This window comes from Nostoc sp. FACHB-110, assembly GCF_014697425.1.
Lineage (GTDB): Bacteria > Cyanobacteriota > Cyanobacteriia > Cyanobacteriales > Nostocaceae > Nostoc_B.
Genome location: NZ_JACJRU010000001.1, coordinates 287840 through 312519 on the forward strand (window position 1 = coordinate 287840; position 24680 = coordinate 312519).

Here is a 24680-nt window from a genome sequence, read left to right on the forward strand (position 1 = left end):
TTCTCCTAGTTGAGTGTGGATGAGAAACAGTCTCTTGTTCATCTGTTATTTAGTGTACACAATCTACGAGATGGAAGCTTCTAATTACATGAAATACACATAGCCTCTCAAATATTATGACGATCGCAACCGCATCAGTTGACCAAAATACTATTCGTCGCCGTGGTACAGGTTTAAGAGCTTATAATCCTGACAAAGTATTCAAGGGATATACACTTTTCACACCACTTACAGGTGATGGCGAAGTATATCTTCTCAACCTAGAAGGCGAAATAGTACATCAATGGAATTTGCCTTATCCACCAGGGCCATACGGTTATCTTTTACCCAACGGCAACCTTTTTTATAATGGTAAAATTCTCGAAGATAAACCGCGTTTTCCTTTGTGGGCTGCTTTTAAAGGTGGCGTTGTTTTAGAAGTAGATCCCAAGGGAAATATTATTTGGGAATATCAACATCTAGATCATCATCATGATGGACGCAGGCTTCGCAACGGTAACACGATTTTATTAGCGATTGAGAAAATACCTCCGTCTTTAATTCCTCGCATTAAAGGCGGTGTAGCGGGAACAGAAGCAGACGGTGATATCTATGCTGATGTGCTTTACGAAGTCACCTCTGGGGGCGAAATTGTTTGGACTTGGCACGCCCACGAACATCTAGATCCTGATATCTTTACTATTACTCCTCAAGATCATCGTCATGAATGGACTCATGGTAATGCTGTAGGCGAACTCGCTGATGGCAATATAATCGTCAGCTTTCGTAATATCTCTACCGTTGTAATTATCGATCGCCAAACAGGAAAAATTATCTGGACACTGGGAGATGATGTATTAGCACAGCAGCATTTTCCCAACGAGTTACCTAACGGTAATATCCTGATTTTTGATAATGGCGCACATCGTCGTCATACTGCGCTGAATTTCTCGCGTGTAATTGAAGTTAACCGTCAAACTAAAGAAATAGTTTGGGAGTACACAGATAACCCACCGCAAAATTTCTTTAGTTCCTATATCTCTGGCGCTCAACGTTTAGCTAATGGCAATACTTTAATTACAGAAGGTGCTTTCGGACGCATTTTTGAGGTGACAACTTCAGGCGAAATTGTCTGGGAATATGTCAATCCTCACTTTGCACTTCGGAATGTGGGAGAGAAATCAGCAGTCGCTCGTGGCGAGCAAAATTCAGTCTTCCGCGCTTTTCGTTACGCGCCTGAAGAAGTGCCTTGGCTGTAAAAGGCAGGAGGCAGAAGACAGGAGGGATTTCTACTTCTGCTAATAAACCAATCCTATTTATGGAGAAACATCAACATGGCTGAAATTAAGATATATAGTGCGGTTGTATGCCCTTATGCTCATCGTTCGCGCTTGGTATTGCAAGAAAAAGGTATCGACTTTGATTTGATAGAAATTAACTTGCAAAATAAGCCAGAGGGATTTACCAATATTTCACCCTATGGAAAAGTGCCAGCACTTGTACATGGTGAAAATCGAGTTTGGGAATCGGCTGTAATTAACGAATATCTCAACGAAGTATTTCCGAACCCGCCACTTTTACCCAATAATCCAATTGATAAAGCGCAGGCTCGCATCTGGATTGATTTTGCTAATACTAGATTTGTGCCAGCTTTTTCTACTCTCTTACGGAGTCCAGAAATTGAACAGCAAGAAGCAGCTAAACAAGAGCTATACAAACATCTAGAATTTATCGAAAAAGAAGCTTTCGGAAAATTATCAGGTGAAGGCCCTTATTGGTTTGGAGAATCTGTGAGTTTAGTTGATTTCACCTTTTATCCTTGGTTTGAGCGTTGGCCTGCATTAAAACACTATCGCGGCTTTGGAGTACCAGAGGAATTTGCCCGTATACGCCAGTGGAAAAAGGCTATAAAACAACGTGAATCTGTAGTAGCGATCGCTAATAGCAAAGAGTTCTACATAGAGCGATATGCTAGATTTGCGACTCCTGTTGCAGCCTAAAATCAAGAGTTATTAATCTCTGTGATTGCTGAAAAATCACTTAGTTCATGATTGCAGCGATCGCAAAGATTGAATACTGGGAATTGGAAAAACTATACCTCGTATGATCACAAATGAATCTCAACCTCACCATATTCCAATTCCCATTTCTTCATCCATACTCACTATAAGGAGAATTTCAGATTGCCGACCTTTTGGCAGGACTGACACTCAAACAAATTTTTCATTAAAAAAAGGTTGGCTTTACTAAAAAATGTCTTCGAGCAAAAATAAAATTAACAGGAGTAACGCTAATTCTGGAAAACACGATCCTTTTGTAGCACTAAGGTTTCGAGATTATCGATTATTCACAATTGGGCGTGTACTTTTGTTCATCGGGTCACAAATGCAGACTGTGGCGATTGGCTGGGAACTCTACGATCGCACCAATTCCGCTTTAGCATTAGGTGGTGTTGGGTTAGCCCAAGTTTTACCGATGATTGCTCTCACCTTGATTGCTGGGGATGTCGCAGACCGCCGCGATCGCAAACTCACCACGCTACTATCAGTTTTACTGTTAGTCTTATGTTCCCTAGCTTTGGCTGTACTTTCTTGGACTAAAGGTGCAGTTATTTTATTTTATGCCTGCTTAGTATTTACAGGAATTGCCAGAGCCTTTTTGAAACCTGCCAGTGATGCTTTGATGTGGCAATTAATACCTGTTAGTGCTTTTACAAATGCAGCCACTTGGAATAGTAGCAGCTTTCAGTTAGCCTCAGTGATTGGCCCGGCTTTAGGAGGATTTGGTATTGCCTTTTTAGGTGGGGCGACAGGGGTGTACGTACTAGCCGCGATCGCAGGGTTGTTGTGTTTTATTTTAACGGTGGCAATCTCCAAACAAGAAACCATTCGTGCCAAAGAACCGATTTCACTGAAAGCACTTTCAGCTGGGGCTAAATTTGTCTGGGAAAATCAATTGATTTTAGCGGCGATTACCTTAGATATGTTTGCAGTCTTGTTAGGAGGTGCGATCGCGCTATTGCCCATTTTCGCCAGAGATATTTTACGAGTCGGGCCATTAGAGTTAGGCTACCTACAAGCCGCCCCTTCCATTGGGGCTTTATTCATGGCGGTTGTACTGGCATATTTACCACCCTTACGCAAAGCTGGCCCTGCCTTACTCTGGTCAGTGGTGGGATTTGGCATTGTCACAATTATTTTTGGGCTGTCGCGTTGGTTTTGGCTGTCACTTTTAATGCTCGTATTAAGTGGCGCACTAGATACAATTAGCGTTGTGATTCGCCATACATTGGTGCAGATTAGAACACCAGATCATTTACGCGGTCGGGTAGCGGCAATTAATAGTGTATTTATCAGTGCCTCCAATGAGTTGGGTGGTTTTGAATCAGGCTTAACAGCAGCTTTATTTGGCCCGGTCATCTCCGTAGTTGGTGGTGGAATTGGCACAATTTTGGTAGTGTTTGCTGTAGCTGGCATCTGGCCAAAAATCGCCAAGCTAGGTGCGTTACAAGAGTATGAAGGTAGTTAAGTTAACATAACTTACAGCCTCGTATGCTTAAACTTAAATGCTGACAATTAGTGAGATTCAGATCCCCGATTTCTGCAAGAAGTTGGGGATCTTGTGCTTCACGAATGATTTAGGATTGCTATATCATTCACAACTATAGTCTAAATTTAGAATAGTGCTGTCTGCTCTTCCCACCTCATCACAATACATACTATGAACAGCGATCGATTCCAGGAACTGAAGCAAAAACTGACCTTAGAAGCAGACTTATCTAATATCTGGTTGTATTACATGGATAATTTTGCAGATCATTCAGAATTTATCGACCTGGGTGCGCCTACTCCTAACCAATACTTAGATAGCATCATCCATAAAACTGTAGAGCAAATATTTGGTAGAGCAATCAAAATTACTAACTTTTTGCCAATCTATATTAAAGAATATAATTTTTTTCATGCCCCTTTCCAAGTTGAACGCCGTATTGGGGGCGTAATTTATTTTGAAGATATAAAAGTTGGTTTAATTGCCATATCAGTAGATTATCCTTCTACTGATGTAGTTAAATATTCGCGGTTTTCTGAAGTGCTTCAATTGCCAAAACCTAATCGTAATGACCTGAATTGAAGAAGGTCAACATACAGCGTTTATCAGTTTGGCGCAGTAAATCTTTCAAGGGGAAAGAGACTAGGGGCTAGGGGCTAGAGGCTAGCTTAATGTACCCCATTGGCATGAAAAACGCTGTATAAAGAAATTATTTAATCAAATATTGCTCCTCATTCTTTAAACCTTCTGAGTCCTGAATTCTGACTCCTAAATACTTACAATTATTGACAACAGCTTAAACAATGAAAAGATTCACAATTTTATGTTTAGTAATAATATTTAACTTGGTCATATATATCTCAGTCAGCGCAGCCCAACCCCAAAAGAGTCATTCTTTGTGGCAAGTTTATCAGCAGTCGCTTAAAAGTGCAAAATATGTTGACCTGACTCATACAATCACTCCTTCAATGCCTGTATGGTCTGGATTTGCTCAGTCAAAATTTCAACCCACTATCAACCCTAAAAGCGGAAAACCATACACATACCAACAAGATGGTTTTGAAGCAACTCATTACGAGTTATATACCGATCAGCTTGGTACGCAGTTAGATCCACCTGCTCACTGGAATCCTGATTATCCAGCTATTGATGAACTACCTGCAACCTACGCTATTCGTCCTTTAGTCGTTATCCCTATTCAGGATAAGGTTGCTAAAAATGCCAATTATCACCTGGCTGTTCAAGATATTTTGGATTGGGAGAAAAAGCACGGCAAGATTCCGCCAGGTTCTGTTGTGTTTGTGCGCTCAGATTGGTCTAAGCAATGGTCAGACCCGAATATAGCTTCTAGAACTGAGTTTCCTGGGGTGAAGCTAGAAGCTCTCAAGTTCTTACATTTACAGCGTCAAATCCTCTTTCACGGACATGAGCCACTGGATACTGACAGCACACCAAATCTAGAAGGAGAAGCTTGGCTACTTCAGAATGGATATACTCAAGCTGAGGGTGTTACTAATTTAGAGCAAGTCCCAGAGACTGGTGCATTAGTGGTAATCGGGTATCCAAAATTTCAAGGTGGTTTAGGAGGTTATGCACGCTATATAGCTATCTGTCCACCTAATTGGAAATATGGTGTTTCTGTTGGTAAAATCCCAGAATCACCTTTGCAAAAAGCAGATAAACCACTTCATTGGGATCAAAAACTAGGTGTACGGGTACGTTGAGGCACTTGCGCCAAATAAAAGCGATCGCATTTCCAGACATGAAGAAAAGTAGGTTGGGTGAAGCGATAGCGTAACCCAACAAAGTATGCGTGAATGTTGGGTTTCGTTCCTTAACCCAAGCATATTGCCTTATATCCCGATTTTATTGCACTTTTTTTCCAAAAATAGCCACGAATTACTAACAGGCTCAGAGTTTTGCGGTTATTCAGCAAGCCCTAATTATTCGCCACTACAGGTAAAAATCCACCTGCTTGCATTTTCCATAACCTGTAGTAAGCACCTTGGCGGGCGAGTAATTTGGTGTGGGTTCCATCCTCAACAATGCGCCCTCGATCAAATACTAAAATCCGGTCTAGATGGGAAATAGTAGAGAGTCTGTGAGCTACGACAATTACCGTTTTTCCATTCATTGCCACGTCTAAGGTATCTTGGATGGCTTTTTCGGTAATGGAATCGAGGCTGGAAGTAGCTTCATCTAGAATCAGGATGGGTGCATCTTTCAGGATAACCCGTGCGATCGCAACTCGTTGTCTTTGTCCACCAGATAATTTCACACCGCGTTCGCCCACCAGAGAGTTATACCCTTCTTGAATCTGGGTGATGAAATCGTGAGCATAAGCTTTGCGCGCCGCTTCAACTACTTCCTCATCGGTCGCATCTATGCGTCCATAACGAATATTTTCCATTAATGTGCGATGGAATAAAGACGGATCTTGTGGAATCAAGCTAATTTGGGCATGGAGGGCATCTTGAGTCATATCACGAATATCGACTCCATCAATGAGAATCTGCCCAGATTGGGGATCGAACAGGCGTAAAATGAGATTGACAAAAGTTGATTTGCCAGAGCCAGAAAAACCCACCAGTCCAACACGTTCACCTGGTTTGATGGTGACAGAAAGATTCTCAAAAACTTTCTTGCCTTCTGTGTAGCTGAAATTGACTTGCTGAAATTCAATTTTACCTTGGGTGATGGGGTGAGCGATCGCTTGTTCTCGGTCAACTAACTCATGGGGTTGAACAATTACATGGACACCATTAGCAACATTGCCGATGTGTTCAAAAAATTCTAGAAAGCGTCGGCTTAAATTCCGCGCTTCACTAATAATCAACAACGACAAACTAGTTGCCACTACAAAATCAGCAGTAGCAATAATTCCACGACTCCAGAGCGACAAAGAATAATACAGAGTACCGATTTTCAAAATGGCGGCTGAGATAAACTGAAACCAGCGAATTCTTTCCGAATACCAGTTGGATTGTCTTACCTCTTTAAGTTCTTCCCTTAATTGATCGTTTAAATAACGTCTTTCAAAACCCAAACGAGCAAATAGCCGACTACTACTGAGATTTGTTACCGCATCTACAATCATACCTGTTGTCTCACTTCTAGCAGCTGCGGCTTTGCGGGAGTAAATTCGGCAACGCGTAGCCAGCCAAAAGGAAATACTGATGAAAAGAACTGCCCATATACCAACGAATGCAGCTAGCGGCGGATAGGCTCGATACAGTAAAATTGCAGCAACAATATACACAATAATTACAGACATAAATTCCGTAATCATCATTTGCATTGTCTGGGTAACACCCAAAGAAGTTTCGCCAATGCGATGTGCTAACGCCCCAGCAAAGCTACTGCTTAGATAACGATGGGAATGATGTTGTAAATAAGCATATAGAGAGCGAACAATATGCTGGCGGTGGATAGGATGCAAGATAGTTTGCAAAAGCCCAGCCGAACGTCCAAATACTACTTCACCCACACTTAAAGCCGTAAACAGTATTAAAGGTTGGCTGACAGTATCAAAAATATTTCTGTTCTCACCAGTTGAGCGTGTCACACTGCGAATAATTTCGCCAATGGCATAAGGCAACATAATGCCACAAGTTGCGTGTAGTATCTCTAAGATGACCATTAATAGATACCACCAACGAAACTGATTGACAAAATAACAAATAAACCTAAATGGTGTATCAGGCAAGTTTGGCGCACTAGCAGCACGTTGAAAAGATTTGGAAAGTCTCACCTTTTTGATCATGAAAATCGTTCTTTATGTAACTATTTACTCTTTTGTAAAACAAAAATGGACGGCTGATTGAGCCGCCCTCTGGCGTTAAAAACTTTTTGCCGCGACTTTCCACAATTGCTCTAATCTTTGTTTTTTAAACCATAATTTCAGGTGGTGTAATTGCAGCATATAAATCGGGCGGTAATAACGCATCTTTAATGTCAATTTTTTTAGGTATGACACCCTCTTCAAAAAACAAATCTGCCACACGTTGTTGCTCTGTTATTAGTGCAGGACTTAGGCCTCTGCGTCCAGCAAAAGTGCGACGAGACATAACTATATCTGCTACATCTGGTGCGAGTTTTTGTTCTGTAATCATCAATTTTTTGACTTCATCTCGATTTGCGTCTGCCCATTTATCAAGATTATGAAGTTCTTCAATGACGATTTTGAGTAAGCCAGGATTTTCTTCAGCAAATTTGCGATCTGCAATGTAGTAGCTACCAGGAGAATCTAACCCGACAGAATCTCTGAGGACACGAATACGATTCATTTTTTGAGCGATCGCATAATGCGGATCTCCTGTCATCCATACAGGAATTCTCCCTTCTAAAAAAGCACCCCGCGCCTCAATTGTCGGCATACTTCTAATTTTGATATCTTTGATAGTCAAACCAATTGACTGTAAAGCCCTCAAAATAAAATAGTGCGATGCCGAACCTTTTTGAAAATATACTTCTTGTCCCTTAATTTCTTCAAACTTGGTCAAAGAAGATTCTGGGGGTACAGCAATCACGCTACTTGTTCCGGTGGTTGCGGTTCTTTGTGTACCAACAACATAAACCAACTTGGAACCAGCAACTTGGGCAAAAATTGGTGGTGTTTCGCCAACAGATCCCACATCAACTTTGCCTGCGGCCATTCCTTCCATCAGTTGCGGCCCTTGGACAAATTGCGCCCATTCTACCTTAATTCCCAGTGGTTCCAGGCGTTTTTCTAAAACTTTGCGATTTCGTACTAAATCCCCCGCACTCTGATATCCCATGCGGAGAACCTTTGCTTTTATTCCCAAAGAACCGTTACTACTTGCTATATTCTGTTGGCTTTGTTGGCTACAACTACCTAACAGATATGCCAGAGAAAAACCGCCTAGACTAGATGTCGCAACATTGAGAAAACGACGGCGTTTAATCATATTCTTGTTTTACTTTTGCCTTTTGACTTTTTCCCACTCGTACTAACGCAGCGAATCCCCCCGACGATAATCGGAGGTGATATCGTCGAGTTTTTGTTTTAAACTGTCGTCGAGTTTAACTTCTACAGCCTTGAGAGTGTCAGCTAGTTGTTCTGGACGACTAGCACCAATAATCGGGGCGGTAATCACAGGATTAGCTAAAACCCAAGCCACCGCTAGAGTTGTCAACGAAAATCCAGCAAATTCCGCTACTGTACGTAATTCTTCAACAGTATTAAATTCGCGATCGCGCCAGTACCGTTCTTGATAACGCTCTGCGGCCGTACCCAAGGTAAAGCGAGTGCCTGCGGTTGGGCCTTGACTGAAATTATGTTTGCCTGTCAGTAAACCACCTGCCAACGGATTATAAGGTATGACACCTAATCCTTCTTCTTTCGCTAGAGGTAGAAGTTCGCGTTCAATTTCGCGGAATAACAAATTGTAGCGGGGTTGAATCGAGACGAAACGAGTCAAATTTCGTACATCAGCTTTACCCAAAGCACGGGCGAGTCGGTAAGCTAAAAAGTTAGAAACGCCAATGTAGCGAACTTTCCCAGCCCGCACTACTGTATCTAATGCTTCTAGAGTTTCATCAAGAGGGGTTGAGCTATCGTCAGAGTGCAACTGATACAAGTCAACATAATCAGTTCCCAATCTTTTTAAAGAAGCATCGATCGCATCTAAAATATGTTTGCGTGAAGCACCTTGATCCCAAGGCGCAGGGCCAACCTTACCAACAGCTTTGGTAGCCAAAATAAAATGTTCGCGCTTACCTTTTAACCAGCGTCCAATAATTTCTTCGGTACGTCCAGCTGTGGCTAAACCACCACCCAAAGGGTAAACATCTGCTGTATCTAAAAAGTTGATTCCCGCTTCGGCGGCTGTATCGAGTATTTTTATCGAAGTTTCTTCATCCGTTTGCAATCCGAAGGTCATTGTACCAAGCACAAGACGAGAAACAGTCAATCCAGTTTGACCAAGTTTCGTTGTTGGTAATGTCATAGATTTTCTACAAGAATATAGCTATGTAAAATTTAGGTTGAGAGTATTGAGTGTACCTTTTCGACCAACCAATCTACACGGTCTTTACCCCAAAAACGTTCACCTTTGATTACCCAAGTAGGTACACCAGGACAAGCTGCCTTAGTGAATAAATTCATGGAATGAGCCAACATCTGGGTAACTTCCATCGTGAAAGCACGGTTTAAAATATGCTCACAATCTAAACCAGAAGAGGATATACAGTATTTAATAACTTCCTCCTCATTCACATCCAGCCCATCTACCCAAGCAGCACGGAAGAGTAATTTGTCTAATAATGCTTCTTTGCCCGTTCCCAGTGCTGCATAATAAGCACGAGCTGGTAGTTCTTCCCGATTTAATGGCGATGCAATCCATCTTTTTGCACGTTCTTGAAAGAGATCACGAGTGATTAAATTGAGTTCGATGCCAAATTTATCTGCCCAACGAATGCAATCTTCCCGATGATAAGATCCTTTAACCGGAGGTTCTTTACTACCTAATAGGTCTGCAACCATGATTCCCTGTTCTTTGGGAATACAAATTGGGCGACGCTTGACTATAACCGGGATTTCCGATAAAGCGCGATTGAACAATGTGATCCCAATGTAGGCATTGGGAGAATGATAGATTGTGTAGCTATCAATTTCAATCATTGTTGAAAGTTAACAAAAATGAACTATACAGTCGTCATCACAACGACTGCAAGTTACAGGATCTGCACCGTCGTCTGAATAGGGCAAAAATTTTTAAATCGCTACAACGGCAGGGTGAACGCTCTGAGAAACAAACCACTGTTGTAATTTCAAGTCAGTGTAAACTTCATCAGCAATAAAATGATCACCTTCTGGTAATACTGTAAAATCTACTGTACCGCCAGATGCTCGCAAGGTATCCACAATCTGCTGTGTAGCTTCGATTGATAGTTTTTCATCCTTAGCACCTTGGAATATTTGGATGGGAATTTCCTTGAGTGCATCTAGTTGACTTGATTCTAAGGTTTGAGGAACGCGACCAGACACCGCGACTAACCCAGCAAAGCGACCAGGATGAGAAGCGGCGATGTGCCAAGCCCCAGCAGTTCCCAAGCTGAACCCTGAGATGATGACGCGGGATGAATCGATAGGACGGGAAGCGATGAAATTATCCAACAAAGCAATCACATCTGACTCTCGCTCTACCCAAGTCTGCCCTTCAGGGAGTTGGGGGGCTAAAAAGAAGTAAGGTAAAGAGCTTGACTCATTCACAAACCGAGGTAAACCCCATTTCAGCAGCACATCTAAATCATTGCCGCGATCGCGCGCGCCATGCAAAAACAATACTAAAGGTGCGGGTTTTTGTGCATCTTCCGCAACAGCCGAGAACAGATAAGGCAATAAACCAGAGCGACGTTCAATAGCCATAGTTGCAATACCTCAAATGTATGTTTGGTGGTCAGATCCCCGACTTCTTTAAGAAGTCGGGGATCTTGCAGTCTCATAGTGCTGGGTACTAAGTAAAGTAAAAAGTACTCAGCACTTAGCACTTTTAACTCAGCACTCTTAAGCCACTACAAGATTCTGATCAGCTGGTGAAGAGTTAAGGTTATTGACCTTAGATTCAACTGCTGTACCCTTGAAGAAGTCGGGGTTAGCTTCGGTATAGAACTTATAAGGATTACCAAAGACATAAGCTTTAAAGTCAGCTTCGGTAATCACTCCTTCTTGCACCAAATCCCAGCTTTCTGCTAGGGGATCTGTTAAGTCGGGTACATCCCAGTGACCGACATCGGAAGAATAGATGGCGTTGATTTTCACACCCAAGGGATTAGCTTTGTCGTTGAATGCTGCACCGATGGTGCGATCGTCAGATTCAGAACCAAAGAAGAAGCTATTTACCCAGCGATCGCGGATATCTTCAATGCTTTCAATTCCAGCAGCCGCGAAGTCTTCTAATTCACTACCAACGGGTGAACGGCTATGACGGCTGAAGGAAGAACCTAAGACACTCTTGGTTAGTTCTTCTTTGTCTAAAGGATGGGCTTCGAGGAACTCATTACCAAAACGTTTAAACAACTCGTACAACTCATTCGCATTCGTGAGGTCTGGGTTGTAGTTTTGGAGTCCTTTGAGGCTGCGCTTGGAGAAACGGTCTACTAAATGAATGTAGACGTGTGCGCCCCAATCTGCACCACCTTCGAGCATGGCTGCACGCAATTGTGGGAAACGCTTGGTAACGCCACCAAAGAATAGTGCTTTGGCGAAGGCTTGGGAACCATCGGCAAAGTGACCGATGTGGTTGTTCATGTAGTTGCTGATAGAAGAGCGTCCAGTCCAACCTTGGCTACCGTAGTGGGTAGTCAGGGGTACACCTAGCTCAACAACTTTCGCCCAGAATGGATCATAGTCGTATTCACTATCCAATCCGTAGAAATCAATGTATGAAGCATACTTGGCGATTTCTGGGAATTGGTCTGCGGGATATTTATCAGCGATCGCTTTAATTGGGCGTTTTACACCACCAGGAATATTTGCTACTTTTAAACCTAGTGTTTTTACTGCAAATTCTAACTCTTCAATCGCTTCTTGAGGAGTACCCATTGGGATACCAGCAACCACTGTCAAGCGATCGCTATATTTGCGATACAAGTCAGCATGATAGTGGTTTACCGCGCGTTGCAGTGCTTGGCGGTGTTCTGGGCCTGCACCAGCTGGTGCAAGTACATTGTTCGGAAACAGTACAGAATAGTCTGAGCCTTGTTCTGCTTGACGCTCATAGAACAATTCCGGCAAGGTGTAAGTAGCTAAATCTAATGTATTACGGGTAACTCTTGCCCACCAAGGCGAACGAATTGTGCGGTAATATTGACGTTCTTCTGGTGTTTGTTGATACCAATCTTTACCGTTAGCTTTGGAGTTCAGCCGAGAATTTTCTGCCTTGCGTAATGCGTCTACAAGTTTTGCACCGCCATAATTAGCGATGTAGTCATCAAGCGCGGGGGTGAAATCATTCGTATGAACGTCGGTATCAATTACCGGATAATTCAGGGTTGCTTTGATGGCAGCAGAGCGAGAAGTTTTTAATCTGCTATATTCACTCATGTTTTTTACCCTTTAAAAAAATTACAGAAGTAGTGCTGAGAAATGAGTTGTGGGTACTGAGTACAACATTGTGGGAATGGCACTAAGAAAACGCTCGTTTGGGCAGGGTGTAGGGTGTAGGAAAAACCCACAAGAGCCATACTTTGCACCCAAAAGCCTTATAGATAATGAGTTTGGCGTTAACTTAGCACCATTCGTATATTGATGTTAGTTTTTCGTATCTAGATAACTCAGCAAAGCCAGTCACGATAAAGCAATGGCTCATTGCAAAAACGTCTACAGCACTCGAAACTCACTACTCTTTGTTTAGGAGGCAGGACTTAGGCAAAATCAGGCTATATCCATAAGTCCTAAAAGACCTAGAAGGATTGATTTACACCAACACTAGTCTCTCTTGTTCTTGTTTGGCAGCAAATTGATTCACCGGACGGCTCAAGCCTAGGTTTTCTCGCAAGGTACTGCCTTCGTATTCGGTACGGAATAAGCCTCGTTTCTGAAGAACGGGAACGACTAGATTCACGAATTCATCTAAGCCTGTCGGGAGAATGGGTGGCATGATGTTAAAGCCATCGGCTGCACCGTTGTTGAACCATTCTTCTAGTTGGTCGGCAATACTTTCGGGAGTTCCGATGATGGTGCGATGTCCTCTAGCAGTAGCCAGAGCTAGATACAACTGGCGCAAAGTTAAACTGCTGCGAGTCGCTAAATCTTTCACCAGTTTCAGACGGCTCTTGTTGGTGTTGGTATCTTCGGGTAGTTCGGGTGCAGGATCATCTAAAGAATATTTCGTCAGATCCACACCTTTGTAATAGTTTCTTAAGATACCCCAAGCTACATCAGGATGGATTAAAGATTGCAAGAATTCATATTTTTCTTGGGCTTCTTCTTCAGTCCGACCAATCACTGGGAAAGCTCCTGGCATGATTTTCAGGTCATCGGGAGAACGACCGTATTTTGCTAATCTACCTTTGACATCAGCATAAAATTCTTGTGCGTCGGCTAGGGTTTGATTCGCGGTGAAAATAACTTCGGCAGTACGCGCGGCCAAATCTCGTCCGGCTTCGGAGGCTCCTGCTTGGACAATCACTGGGTAGCCTTGGGGCGAACGATCAACGTTTAAGGGGCCTTTGACAGAAAAATGCTTGCCTTTGTGGTTGAGTATGTGCAGTTTATTCGGATCAAAATAAATGCCAGACTCTCTGTCACGGATGAAAGCATCGTCTTCCCAGCTATCCCACAATCCTTTCACCACATGGACAAACTCTTCGGCCCGTTCATAACGCTGGCTATGTTCTGGGTGATGTTCCAGTCCAAAGTTAGCGGCGGCATTTTCATTGCCTGTTGTAACGACATTCCACCCAGCGCGGCCATTACTTAATTGATCTAACGAGGCAAACTTACGCGCCAAAGTGTAAGGCTCTTCGTAAGTAGTCGAAGCAGTAGCAATAAAGCCGATGTTTTTGGTGACAGCAGATAAGGCGGAAAAAAGGGTGACTGGCTCGAAATGCACCAGTTTGCCATTACGCCTTTGCGTTTGGGGACTACCGCCCCAAATGCCTGGGCTGTCTGCAAGAAAAACTGCATCAAATAAGCCCCGTTCAGCAGTTTGGGTAATTTCTTTGTAATGCTCGAAGTTGGAACCAGCGTCTATTTGTGCATCTGGATGTCGCCATGCAGAGACATGATGTCCAGTCGCTTGAATAAATGCACCTAAACGAAACTTCCTTGTTTTGCTCATTTGCTTTTTTCTGGTCTATAACGCGATTGCTGATTTTTTGTATAGCTAATGGCTGTTGATGTAACGCCTGTTCTAAACTGCTTCTGGTTAAAGGCGTAGGGATAGCTGTGTTGTACAAATTACATGGCTTTCAGCTACGTATAGCTTACTCACATTGATACAAAAAATCTGTACTGAACAACACAATACCATGAAATCCTAATTATTAGCTTATCTAACATTAAGTTTTGCAAACCATACAATGGCTAGCTTAGAAGGACACGGAAAGTAATTATTCCCGTGCGATTAGCCACTGATCAATCTCAACTTGTTAACTTCTTTTTTAGTTGGTAGCTTTCCTCTTGATGTAAACAACTTGCTTTCTCGGAAGATGTATGTTAGCTTCCTAAAGATAAAATACTGTATGTCTACCAATTTATCGTAGTTTAATTTAAATGCAACCTTCAAACCAGTGCTAAATAGTAAATATTGATGAATAACGTAGACGAAACTTTCTTGAGAATTGGCAAAATCACGGTTTTTAGGCAAATTTAACCTGTGAGTATGGATACAAAAACTTTTGGGATGACACCAGCACAGACGGTAATTAATGCTGATGTTCTGGTTATAGGTGGTGGGCCAGCAGGTACTTGGGCAGCGCTTTCTGCGGCCGAGCAAGGTGTCCGCGTTGTCTTAGCCGATAAAGGATATTGCGGTACATCAGGAGCAACAGCACCCTCGAATACTGGTGCATGGTATCTTCCCCAAGGCGAGCAACGTGATGCAGAAATTGAGCAACGCTTGTCTCGTTCCACAGGACTAGCCGATCGCCGTTGGTTGCAGCGTGTAATGGAGCAGGCGCAAAATGGTTTAGATAATTTGGGAGATAGGGGCTATCCTTTTCCATTGGACGATCGCGGCAATCCCTACCGCGCTAACTTACGCGGCCCAGATTATATGCGCTTTATGCGCCATCGCGCGATCGCAGCTGGCGTACGCATTCTTGACCATCATCCCGCACTAGAATTACTGTCAGCCGATGGTGTCATTGCCGGTGCAGCAGGTATTCATCCGCGTAGTGGCGATCGCTGGGAAGTCAGAGCGGGTGCTGTGGTACTAGCTACAGGGGGCTGTGCTTTTTTATCTCACGCCTTAGGTTGCGATGGAAATACTGGCGATGGTTATCTCATGGGAGCAGAGGCAGGTGTAAGATTATCCGGGATGGAGTTTTCTGCACAATATGGCTTGGCTCCGGCACATACTTCAGTCACAAAAGGGCTGACATTCTCCTTTGCCAGTTTTTATCTAGAAGATGGCACACCACTACCCCAGACAGGGGAAGATCGGGCGGTACGCATTGCGCGTCAGCTGATAGCTGGACAGAAAGTTTATGCTTTGATGGATAGAGGTAATGCCATTCAGCATGAGTGGTTGCGTCGGGGTCAACCCAACTGCTTTTTACCCTTGGAACGAATCGGCTTAGATCCATTCCAGCAACGCTTTCCCGTGACACTGCGCTCTGAAGGGACTGTGCGCGGGGTGGGTGGCTTAGAAATTATCAACGATGATTGCGCGACAAAAGTACCTGGTCTTTATGTTGCAGGCGATACAGCCTCACGAGAAAATCTGACAGGAGCAGTGTCAGGTGGGGGAAGTCCGAATGCGTCTTGGGCGATCGCTAGCGGTACTTGGAGTGGGCGCGCAGCTGCGCGTTTTGCTAAATCTTTAGGTGACAAAGCCGAGACTCGCGTCATTCATGGTTTAGGTGAGGCTGGTTTGCGCCCCAGAAAACAGCCGCAAGATGATGGGTTAATCTCCGCAGTAATTGGTGCTGTTCAAGCAGAAACTTTGCCACTGGATGTGAATTTCTTCCGTTCTGGGGCGCGGATAGCGTTGTCGCGGGAACGTTTAGATGCAGTTTGGGCGGATGTGCGGGATTATTTAGCAGGTGAAGGCCGTAATGCTTTACGCGCACGCGAAGCAGCAGCAATGACAGCCACGGCTCGCTGGATCTGGGCGAGCGCAGATGCACGCAAAGAAAGCAGGGGAATGCACCGCCGCACAGATTTTACCAAAACCGATGTGCAGCAAACACGCAGAATCTTGACGAGTGGAGTTGATGATGTTGTTGTTTTCGCCGCCCAAAATCAGTTGCAAGAGGTAGCATAATGATTGAAATTGTTGATAGCGATCGCTGTATCGGTTGTGATATGTGCGTAAAAGTTTGTCCGCGCGATGTCTTCGACTCTGGCGCAGATGGATTAGCGGTGATTGCGCGTAAGTCAGATTGTCAGACTTGCTTTTTGTGCGAACTATATTGTCCCGTCGATGCGCTTTATGTATCGCCTTACGCAGAACTAGATGATGCGGTTGACATAGAGCAATTAAATGCCCAAAACTTGTTGGGTAGTTATACCCGAAATATGGGTTGGGATCGTGGCAAAATGGGAGGTACTGACAAAGATCCAACGCAAAAACTCAGGGTTTTGAATAGGAGTGTCACTAATGCCAATTCGGAAAACTCTGGCCGCGATCGCCGCTAGCACCTTAAAATTGCGATTCAAAAAAGCTACGTAAGAATATTTCACAGCCATACTGATATTATATCCAAGGATATTGACTATTTATTAAATAGTCTACTTAAGTGATGACTGTTATTAATTAAGTACTTATATTTAATTTCAAAAAAATCTCTTGACAAATTAAAAAATCCAATTTTTCATCGCTAATGCCTTGGTATCTAAGTAAGTTGAAAGTTTAAAGTAAATTCTTCTATTAAATTTTAATTTAAATGCCATAGAAGATTTGCATAGCTATGTTTCTCAGCAAGTACTAAAAAAAAATAGAAATTACTGAGATAATCTCTACATTAAATAGAGAAAAACCGTAAATTAACTAATTTACAACTTAGATACAGAATGAATAAGCTAGTTGAAGCTACCCAGAAAAATCCTAGTTAATTTCTAAACTACTTATGGGTGTGGAAAATCCGGTGAGCATAGCAGCGAGTAGATTTGTGGATAACTCATTTCAAACTCCTACATCATTTCTTAGGTGTAGTAGTAAAACCTAGGTGATTTTTTCCATCAAAAGCGGATAGCAAATATCAATTAACCAAATTTAAGTCTTTCTCACTTATGAATTTACATTTGTCATTTCACAGATGTAGAAAATTTGGCTAGCAATAATGTCATTGCTATTATCAAATGTTTTGTTCTGAGAGTTACATACCAAAGAAGTAACCAATTTAGTTACAAGAATTCAGGAGCTAGAAGAATTAAAGAATCAGGATAAATATTTGAGGAACCAATTTCTGATTCTACTAAATACTTCTAAATCCTGACTCCTGGGTGCTGAATTTTGTTGTTGAGTTTATTCATCTCTTATCTATTTTAGGGGCATCAACCATGAAATCAATTCTTGAACTGATTGAGAAAAAGAATCAAGAATATGCTCAATTGCCGTTTTTTAAATATATGGAAGACGAAACAATTGACCCACGGCAAAGATTGGCATTTGCGCCTGTAATCGCTCCACTGGCAATGGAATTTAGTGAGTTCTGCAAAAGAATTCTGCGAGATGAACCAACTACTAATTACATTCAAGAAATTGTCAATGTACATACCCACGAAGAACATTTCCATTGGCAATGGTTACTCGAAGATATGGCAAAGATGGGAATTGATTATCCCATGCGTTTTAGTGATGCCGTGAGATTTTTGTGGAGTGAGCATACTCGGGTTTCTCGTTCGATGTTACCTCTATTTGAGAGATATACTCGCGGTGCGCACCCGATTATGAGATTAGTTGCCATTGAAGTATCCGAGGTGACGGCGAATGTCTTTTTCCGTTCAACTATGTCTGCGGCACTCCAACTACAGGAAATGACCAAATCAGAGTTTCGTTATTTTGGAATGCGACATAATCATATAGAAAATACTCACACTCTTCATACTCCTGCTTCTTTGCAAACAATCAAAGAGATTGAAGTGCCAGAACACTTGCATCAGCACATTCTCGAATTTATTGATGTGGCGTTTGAGTATTTCACAGACTTGGTGAATGAGTTTCATGCTTATATTACGACTCATTCTTATGAAGTACCTTTTGCCAAAGTTTATCCAATAGAGCGATCACTCAGTGCTGTATAAGCTCAAATATAGCAATTCCCAGTTAAGTGAGGTACAGGTAATATTTTGAAACGCAGAGGGTCGCAGAGTTAAGCGCAGAGGTACGCAGAAATTTGTACTTCAGCAGACTAGGAAACGCTATATCAGTTATTACAGCTAAAATTCATAGATATTGGATAAGGTGTATGGGTATAGGGAGTGTAAGTAAGCCAAATTATTAAACTCTGTGCCTATACATCTTTTTTAATTCATCCTGATTACCGGAAAAACAGGCAGAAAAATAGTCAGAATAAATTCGCCTAAATCCAGGAGGCAGAAAGTTAGTAAATCTAATTATATTCTTCGCCAAAAATAGATTAATTATCCGCTTATGACTCTGAGATACTGAAATATTTTGCCAAAGATTTTAAAGTCACATCAAAAAGGGGTGATTGAGAAAAGATGTAAGTTTGATTTCGCCATAAATCAACCAAATTTGCCATATTCTCTCATGCAGATTAATCCCATTATATAGACTTACAAAGTTTTAGCATATGTTGTGAGATTCAGGTGTGAGTTTGGGAAAAATAAATTTATATTTTCCATGAACAACTCTATATGGTAAAGAATCGAGCCGAGATTCCTGGTTATCGGATTAGCGAAACTATTTATATCAGTACTCGAACCTTGGTTTATCGAGGTTGGCGAGAATCCGATCAAACACCTATAGTGATTAAATTACTGAAAAGTTCTTATCCCAGTCCCATTGAATTAGTTCAATTTAAAAATCAATTTGCTATTACAAATATATTAAATGTGCCTGGGGTTGTTCGGATATATAGTTTAGAAAGTTTTCAAAATCGGCTAGCCTTGATTTTAGAAGACTTTGGGGGAATTTCTTTAAAAGAATATACAGCTTTAAGCAGAAAAGGACGCGATCAAACAGAGAATCAGGAAAATGAATTAGTTGGTAATTATCATTTTTTGCGGGAGTTTTTAGAAATTGCGATCGCTCTTGCAGATATTTTGGCTGATCTCTATAATTATCAAGTTATTCACAAAGATATTAAGCCAGCTAATATCCTAATTAACCCAACTACCAAGCAAGTCAAGCTGATTGATTTTAGTATTGCTTCGGTATTAACCAAAGAAACCCAACTTTCCACTAGTCCGGCGGTTTTAGAAGGAACTCTGGCCTATCTGTCTCCCGAACAAACTGGGAGAATGAATAGAGGAATTGATTATCGCACTGATTTTTATTCTCTAGGAGTAACTTTTTACGAACTTTTAACTAGGCAATTGCCTTTTCAATCTCATGATTTGATGGAATTAGTGCATTGTCACATAGCTAAACAACCTACACCAGTTCATTATCTTAATCCGGTTATTCCGACTCAACTGTCAGCCATTGTCGATAAATTGATGGCGAAGAATGCTGAAGACCGCTATCAAAGTGCATTAGGACTAAAATACGATCTAGAAATTTGTTTGTCCCAATTAACAGCAGGCGGTAGTATTCCAGAATTTACCCTAGCAGAAAAAGATATTTGCGATCGCTTCGTCATTCCAGAAAAACTATACGGACGAGAAGTTGAAGTTCAAAAACTGCTCACCAGTTTTGAGCGAGTACGCCAGGGAAATGCGGAATTAATGCTGATATCTGGTTCTTCTGGTATTGGTAAAACCGCAATTGTGAATGAAGTTCACAAACCAATCACCCGCCAGAGGGGATATTTTATTAAAGGTAAATTTGATCAACTTAACCGGAATATTCCTTTTTTAGCATTGGTGCAAGCATTTCGTGATTTAATGACACAATTGCTAACAGAAAGTGATACTCAAATCGAAACTTGGAAAACGAAAATTTTAGCGACTTTAGGTGAAAATGGACAAGTAATTATCGAGGTCATTCCAGAACTAGAACGCATTATTGGAAAACAACCTGCTGTCCCAGAATTATCTGGTAGTGCAGTGCAAAGCCGCTTCAATCTGTTGTTTCAGAAATTTATTCAAGTCTTTACTACCCAAGAACATCCCCTCGTCATTTTTCTAGATGACTTGCAGTGGGCAGATACGGCTTCTTTAAAGCTGATGCAACTGTTAATGAGTGAAGCTAGCAACACTTATTTATTAGTAATCGGAGCATATCGAGATAATGAAGTTTCATCGGCACACCCATTAATGTTAACCATTGAGGAGATGCGTCAAGCAGAAATTACAGTTAATCATATTGTCTTGGCTCCACTGACTGAAATGCAACTCAATGAATTGATTGCAGATACTTTGAAATATTCACTACAACAATCACTGAAAATTACAAAGCTAGTATATCAAAAGACCAAAGGCAATCCTTTTTTTACTAACCAATTTCTCAAATCTCTCTATGAAGATAGGTTGATTAAATTTGTTAATCAAACAGGAGCTTGGCAGTGTGATATTAATCAAATTAGAGCAATGTCTTTTACCCAAGATATTGTAGAATTTGTCACTCAGCAACTTCATAAGTTGCCCAGTCAGGCTCAAGATATCTTGAAATTAGCTGCGTGCATTGGTAATCAATTTGATTTAGAAACTTTAGCAATTGTATATGAAAAATCCTCTACAGAAACCGCAGCGATTCTTTGGACAGTTCTCAAAGATGGATTAATCTTACCTAGCGGAGAAGGGTATAAACTTTTTCAGAATAAATCTACTGTTATCGATAATGTTTTAGTTAATCATCACTCAGCTATCAGTGCTAACGGACATCACTCAATTACTATCAGTTACAAATTTCTACACGATCGCGTTCAACAAGCTGCATATTCATTAATTCCTCCGAATCAAAAAGGGGAAACTCACCTGAAAATTGGTCGATTGCTCTTAAGTAATATTTCAGAATGCAAGCTAGAAGAAGTAATTTTTGAAATTGTCAACCAACTTAACTTTGGCGTAGAACTAATCACCCAGCAGCAAGAACGCGATCGCCTCGCACAACTGAATCTGTTAGCAGGACGCAAAGCCAAGTCTGCTACAGCTTATTGGGTAGCAACTGAGTATTTAACTACAGGTATTAGTTTATTAAGAGACGACTGCTGGCAAAGCCAATATGATTTAGCGTTGGCACTGCACGAATTAGCGGCTGATGCAGCTTACCTTTGCGGAGCCTATGCCAAGATGGAGGAATTGGCGCAAACAGTCATACAGCACACTAAAACCCCCCTAGACCGAGTTAGCATTTACGAAACCAAAATTCAGGCCCACACTGCCCAAAATGATGTTTTGGGGGCAATTGCGATCGCTCGGCAAGGAATGAGTCAGCTTGGCTTGATTTTCCCAGAAGTACCTACCCAGCAAGATATTCAACAAGCTCTTGAGGAAGTCGCCACTTTAATTGCTGAACATGACATTGCTCAATTGCTTGACTTACCCTTCATGACAGCACAAGACAAACTGGCAATCACTCGAATAGCAGCTAACGTTGCGCCTGCTGTTTACATTGCCGAGCAAAATTTGTTTCCTCTACTGATATTGTCTCAAATTAAAGCCTCGATTTTGTATGGCAATGCTCCTTTTTCAGCTTTTTGTTACGCCTGTTATGGCATTTTATTAAATGGATTTTTACAAGATATAGAAACAGCAGAAAAAGTTGGCAACCTAGCACTAGCATTAACTCACAAATTTAATATTAGTGATATCAAACCCACCGTTTTTTATGTTGTAGGTGCGTTTATCACCTATTTAAATTCACCTCTACAAAAGTCTGTCCAGTTAATGTTAGAAGGCTACAAAATCGCCTTAGATACTGGCAATGTCTATTATGTAGGTTTTAACGCCAAAGATATCTGTCAATATTCCTATTTTTTAGGACGAGAATTGCCTGGTTTAGAACAAGAAATTCAAGCCTACACTCACGTTTTAGAAAATTTTAAACAAGGCACAACTCTCAATTATTGTCGTATATTTTGGCAAACAGTTTTAAATTTATTGGGTAAGGCTGATAACATCTGTAATTTGACAGGTGACGTAATCCAAGAAGAAGAGTTTGTCACTCACTTAATTAATACACAAGAGTTTACCGGACTGCATTATTTTTCGCTGCATAAATTGATTCTTTGTTATTTATTTGGCAACATCACTTTAGCAGTTAAAACTGCAGATCAAGCTAGAGAATATTTAGCTGCAGGTACTGGTTATGCCACAGTGCCAATATTTTACTTTTATGATTCACTAACAGCACTGGCAGAGTATTCCCAAGCTACTGTTTCTCAGCAAGAACAACTACTAGAAAGAGTTAAAGAAAACCAACGTAAAATGCAGACATGGGTGCATAGTGCCCCCATGAATTATTCGCATAAATTTGAATTAGTAGAAGCTGAAAAATGTCGAGTTCTGCAACAAAGAGGTCAAGCTGCTGATATCTATGATCGCGCAATTGTTGGCGCGAAAATTAATGGCTACATTCAAGAAGAAGCACTCGCCAATGAACTCGCGGCGAGATTTTATCTAGAGTGGAACAAAGAGCCGATTGCTCAAATGTATCTAGCAAATGCTTATTACTGTTACCTAAATTGGGGTGCAGTCGCCAAAGTCAAGCATTTAGAATCTCAATATGCTCAATTTATTACTGTACTTCTTCAGCAACAGGATGCTAATTCCTCTCACTTGAGTGGAATTACAACCATTGGCTTAGAACAAAGCAGTTCTAGCGTGACTGAGGTTTTAGATTTAGCAACAGTTATGAAGGCCTCTCATGCACTGGCGGGAGAAATTGAATTAGAAAAATTATTGACAACTTTAATGCAGGTAGTCAGCGAAAATGCTGGAGCCGAAAAATCTGTACTTTTGTTGCTTCAGGATGATAATTGGGTAATTGCGGCGCAAAAAAGTAGTAAACGACTGATAACAATAGATAATATCAATCAAGGTATCAATTCCCACGAACAACTCAGAAAAAACCTTGGTCTAATCAACTTAAAATCGCTACCACTGTCAGATAGTCAAGATATTCCTTCTTCAGTTATTAATTATGTTTCACGTACTTGTGAAACTCTTGTACTAGATGATGCGCGCACTGAAATTAACTTTTTAAATGATCCTTATATTATGCAATGGCAACCAAAAAGTTTGCTGTGTACACCTATTCACAATCGTGGGAAGCTAATTGGCATTTTATACCTAGAAAATAGTTTAACAACGGGAGCTTTTACCCAAAAACGCTTGGAAGTTTTACATCTTTTGACAGCCCAGGCTGCCATATCATTGCAAAATGCCATCCTTTATCACAATCTAGCTTTAGCAAAAACTCAATTAGAAGAGTATAGCCATAGCTTAGAGCATAAAGTACAACAGAGAACCCAAGAATTGCATGAAAAAAATCAACATTTGTCAGAAACTTTAGAAAAATTGCAACATACACAAACCCAACTAATTCAAACAGAAAAAATGTCTTCTTTGGGGCAGATGGTAGCTGGTGTTGCTCATGAAATTAATAATCCGATTAATTTTATTTATGGTAATATATCCCATGCCGAAGAATATTTACAACAGATATTACAGATAGTTGATTTATATCATTACTACTATCCTCAACCATTTAGTGAGATTCAAAAAGCTCTAGAAGATGTAGATTTTAATTTTCTCAAATCCGACCTCAAAAAATTATTACAATCGATGACCATTGGGGCGGAAAGAATTCGCCAAATTGTACTTTCTTTGCGTAATTTTGCCCGACTAGATGAAGCGGAAATGAAGTATGTTGATTTGCATGAAGGTATTGATAGCACTTTATTAATTTTACATCATCGTCTAGAGAAGAAAGCATACCGTCCGGCAATTCAGGTAATCAAAGGTTATGCTAATTTGCCAGAAGTTAATTGCTATGCCAGTCAGATTAATCAGGTATTTCTCAATATTATGATTAATGCCATTGATGCTGTAGACTTATTTTTTGCCAATTATGAACAAGAAATAATTTCTGAATTAGAACCAACAAAAATTCCCACAATTCAAATTAATACGCAAATGGTTGATGCTCAGACCATAAGTATTCAAATTGTCGATAATGGGATAGGAATATCTGAGGATGTTCAACCGCACATATTTGACCCTTTCTTTACCACCAAACCAGTTGGTAGTGGTACAGGTTTGGGGTTATCTATTAGCTATTCGATTATGAAAAAGCACGGAGGTAGTATTAGTGTTAAATCTCAAATAGGAGAAGGTTCAGAGTTTTCGCTGTTACTACCTTTAAATTCACTTGAGTTTTGATAATTATGAT

16 protein-coding genes are annotated in these 24680 nt (G+C 41.2%); 9 read left to right on the forward strand and 7 right to left on the reverse strand.

Going from position 1 to position 24680, the window contains the following annotated elements; genetic code table 11:
• The first annotated feature begins 116 nt into the window (after nucleotides 1-116).
• The 5 genes from H6G69_RS01080 (at nucleotide 117) to H6G69_RS01100 (ending at nucleotide 5252) form a co-directional block, all read left to right on the forward strand.
• Nucleotides 117-1238 (forward strand): aryl-sulfate sulfotransferase, encoded by a 1122-nt coding sequence (locus H6G69_RS01080; protein ID WP_190680689.1) that lies wholly within the window; start codon nucleotides 117-119, stop codon nucleotides 1236-1238.
• Nucleotides 1239-1313: 75 nt separating this feature from the next.
• The gene (locus H6G69_RS01085; RefSeq protein WP_190680691.1) at nucleotides 1314-1979 is read left to right on the forward strand and encodes a glutathione S-transferase family protein; all 666 of its coding nucleotides are present in this window, start codon (nucleotides 1314-1316) and stop codon (nucleotides 1977-1979) included.
• 253 nt (nucleotides 1980-2232) lie between these two features.
• Nucleotides 2233-3507 (forward strand): MFS transporter, encoded by a 1275-nt coding sequence (locus H6G69_RS01090; protein WP_190680693.1) that lies wholly within the window; start codon nucleotides 2233-2235, stop codon nucleotides 3505-3507.
• 192 nt (nucleotides 3508-3699) lie between these two features.
• The gene (locus H6G69_RS01095) at nucleotides 3700-4110 is read left to right on the forward strand and encodes a hypothetical protein (RefSeq protein ID WP_190680695.1); all 411 of its coding nucleotides are present in this window, start codon (nucleotides 3700-3702) and stop codon (nucleotides 4108-4110) included.
• Between the two features lie 221 nt (nucleotides 4111-4331).
• Nucleotides 4332-5252, forward strand: a complete 921-nt coding sequence (locus H6G69_RS01100; RefSeq protein ID WP_190680697.1) for a cyclase family protein — start codon at nucleotides 4332-4334, stop codon at nucleotides 5250-5252.
• 215 nt (nucleotides 5253-5467) lie between these two features.
• On the opposite strand, the gene H6G69_RS01105 is transcribed toward H6G69_RS01100, so the two are convergent.
• The 7 genes from H6G69_RS01105 to H6G69_RS01135 all read right to left on the reverse strand — a co-directional run bounded on the left by H6G69_RS01105 (nucleotide 5468) and on the right by H6G69_RS01135 (nucleotide 14333).
• Complete coding sequence (locus H6G69_RS01105; protein ID WP_190680699.1) at nucleotides 5468-7291, reverse strand: ABC transporter ATP-binding protein; 1824 nt, start codon at nucleotides 7289-7291, stop codon at nucleotides 5468-5470.
• A gap of 124 nt (nucleotides 7292-7415) precedes the next feature.
• Nucleotides 7416-8456, reverse strand: a complete 1041-nt coding sequence (locus H6G69_RS01110; protein WP_190680701.1) for an aliphatic sulfonate ABC transporter substrate-binding protein — start codon at nucleotides 8454-8456, stop codon at nucleotides 7416-7418.
• A gap of 42 nt (nucleotides 8457-8498) precedes the next feature.
• On the reverse strand, nucleotides 8499-9497 hold the full coding sequence (locus H6G69_RS01115) for an aldo/keto reductase (RefSeq protein WP_190680703.1): 999 nt from the start codon (nucleotides 9495-9497) through the stop codon (nucleotides 8499-8501).
• A 32-nt stretch (nucleotides 9498-9529) separates the two neighbouring features.
• Nucleotides 9530-10171, reverse strand: coding sequence for a DsbA family protein (locus H6G69_RS01120; protein WP_190680705.1), 642 nt, complete (start codon nucleotides 10169-10171; stop codon nucleotides 9530-9532).
• Between the two features lie 93 nt (nucleotides 10172-10264).
• Nucleotides 10265-10918 carry a dienelactone hydrolase family protein gene (locus H6G69_RS01125; RefSeq protein ID WP_190680707.1) on the reverse strand — a complete coding sequence of 218 codons (654 nt, stop codon included), beginning with the start codon at nucleotides 10916-10918 and terminating at the stop codon, nucleotides 10265-10267.
• A gap of 138 nt (nucleotides 10919-11056) precedes the next feature.
• Nucleotides 11057-12595, reverse strand: coding sequence for an amidohydrolase family protein (locus H6G69_RS01130; protein WP_190680709.1), 1539 nt, complete (start codon nucleotides 12593-12595; stop codon nucleotides 11057-11059).
• A gap of 373 nt (nucleotides 12596-12968) precedes the next feature.
• Nucleotides 12969-14333: an LLM class flavin-dependent oxidoreductase gene (locus H6G69_RS01135; RefSeq protein WP_190680710.1), complete on the reverse strand. Its 1365-nt coding sequence runs from the start codon at nucleotides 14331-14333 to the stop codon at nucleotides 12969-12971.
• Between the two features lie 543 nt (nucleotides 14334-14876).
• On the opposite strand from H6G69_RS01135, the gene H6G69_RS01140 reads away from it, so the two are divergent.
• The 4 genes from H6G69_RS01140 (at nucleotide 14877) to H6G69_RS01155 (ending at nucleotide 24670) form a co-directional block, all read left to right on the forward strand.
• Nucleotides 14877-16481: an FAD-dependent oxidoreductase gene (locus H6G69_RS01140; RefSeq protein ID WP_242071941.1), complete on the forward strand. Its 1605-nt coding sequence runs from the start codon at nucleotides 14877-14879 to the stop codon at nucleotides 16479-16481.
• On the forward strand, nucleotides 16481-16855 hold the full coding sequence (locus tag H6G69_RS01145; RefSeq protein ID WP_190680712.1) for a ferredoxin family protein: 375 nt from the start codon (nucleotides 16481-16483) through the stop codon (nucleotides 16853-16855). The genes H6G69_RS01140 and H6G69_RS01145 overlap by 1 nt, the downstream gene beginning before the upstream one ends.
• 864 nt (nucleotides 16856-17719) lie before the next feature.
• The gene (locus H6G69_RS01150) at nucleotides 17720-18463 is read left to right on the forward strand and encodes a hypothetical protein (RefSeq protein ID WP_190680714.1); all 744 of its coding nucleotides are present in this window, start codon (nucleotides 17720-17722) and stop codon (nucleotides 18461-18463) included.
• Nucleotides 18464-19039: 576 nt separating this feature from the next.
• Nucleotides 19040-24670, forward strand: a complete 5631-nt coding sequence (locus H6G69_RS01155) for an ATP-binding sensor histidine kinase (protein WP_190680716.1) — start codon at nucleotides 19040-19042, stop codon at nucleotides 24668-24670.
• Nucleotides 24671-24680: the final 10 nt, after the last annotated feature.

Bases quoted from the DNA above. Each gene is read 5' to 3' on its own strand.
- H6G69_RS01080 (WP_190680689.1), top strand. From the start codon at position 117: ATGACGATCGCAACCGCATCAGTTGACCAAAATACTATTCGTCGCCGT.
- H6G69_RS01085 (WP_190680691.1), top strand. From the start codon at position 1,314: ATGGCTGAAATTAAGATATATAGTGCGGTTGTATGCCCTTATGCTCAT.
- H6G69_RS01090 (WP_190680693.1), top strand. From the start codon at position 2,233: ATGTCTTCGAGCAAAAATAAAATTAACAGGAGTAACGCTAATTCTGGA.
- H6G69_RS01095 (WP_190680695.1), top strand. From the start codon at position 3,700: ATGAACAGCGATCGATTCCAGGAACTGAAGCAAAAACTGACCTTAGAA.
- H6G69_RS01100 (WP_190680697.1), top strand. From the start codon at position 4,332: ATGAAAAGATTCACAATTTTATGTTTAGTAATAATATTTAACTTGGTC.
- H6G69_RS01105 (WP_190680699.1), bottom strand. From the start codon at position 7,291: ATGATCAAAAAGGTGAGACTTTCCAAATCTTTTCAACGTGCTGCTAGT.
- H6G69_RS01110 (WP_190680701.1), bottom strand. From the start codon at position 8,456: ATGATTAAACGCCGTCGTTTTCTCAATGTTGCGACATCTAGTCTAGGC.
- H6G69_RS01115 (WP_190680703.1), bottom strand. From the start codon at position 9,497: ATGACATTACCAACAACGAAACTTGGTCAAACTGGATTGACTGTTTCT.
- H6G69_RS01120 (WP_190680705.1), bottom strand. From the start codon at position 10,171: ATGATTGAAATTGATAGCTACACAATCTATCATTCTCCCAATGCCTAC.
- H6G69_RS01125 (WP_190680707.1), bottom strand. From the start codon at position 10,918: ATGGCTATTGAACGTCGCTCTGGTTTATTGCCTTATCTGTTCTCGGCT.
- H6G69_RS01130 (WP_190680709.1), bottom strand. From the start codon at position 12,595: ATGAGTGAATATAGCAGATTAAAAACTTCTCGCTCTGCTGCCATCAAA.
- H6G69_RS01135 (WP_190680710.1), bottom strand. From the start codon at position 14,333: ATGAGCAAAACAAGGAAGTTTCGTTTAGGTGCATTTATTCAAGCGACT.
- H6G69_RS01140 (WP_242071941.1), top strand. From the start codon at position 14,877: ATGGATACAAAAACTTTTGGGATGACACCAGCACAGACGGTAATTAAT.
- H6G69_RS01145 (WP_190680712.1), top strand. From the start codon at position 16,481: ATGATTGAAATTGTTGATAGCGATCGCTGTATCGGTTGTGATATGTGC.
- H6G69_RS01150 (WP_190680714.1), top strand. From the start codon at position 17,720: ATGAAATCAATTCTTGAACTGATTGAGAAAAAGAATCAAGAATATGCT.
- H6G69_RS01155 (WP_190680716.1), top strand. From the start codon at position 19,040: ATGGTAAAGAATCGAGCCGAGATTCCTGGTTATCGGATTAGCGAAACT.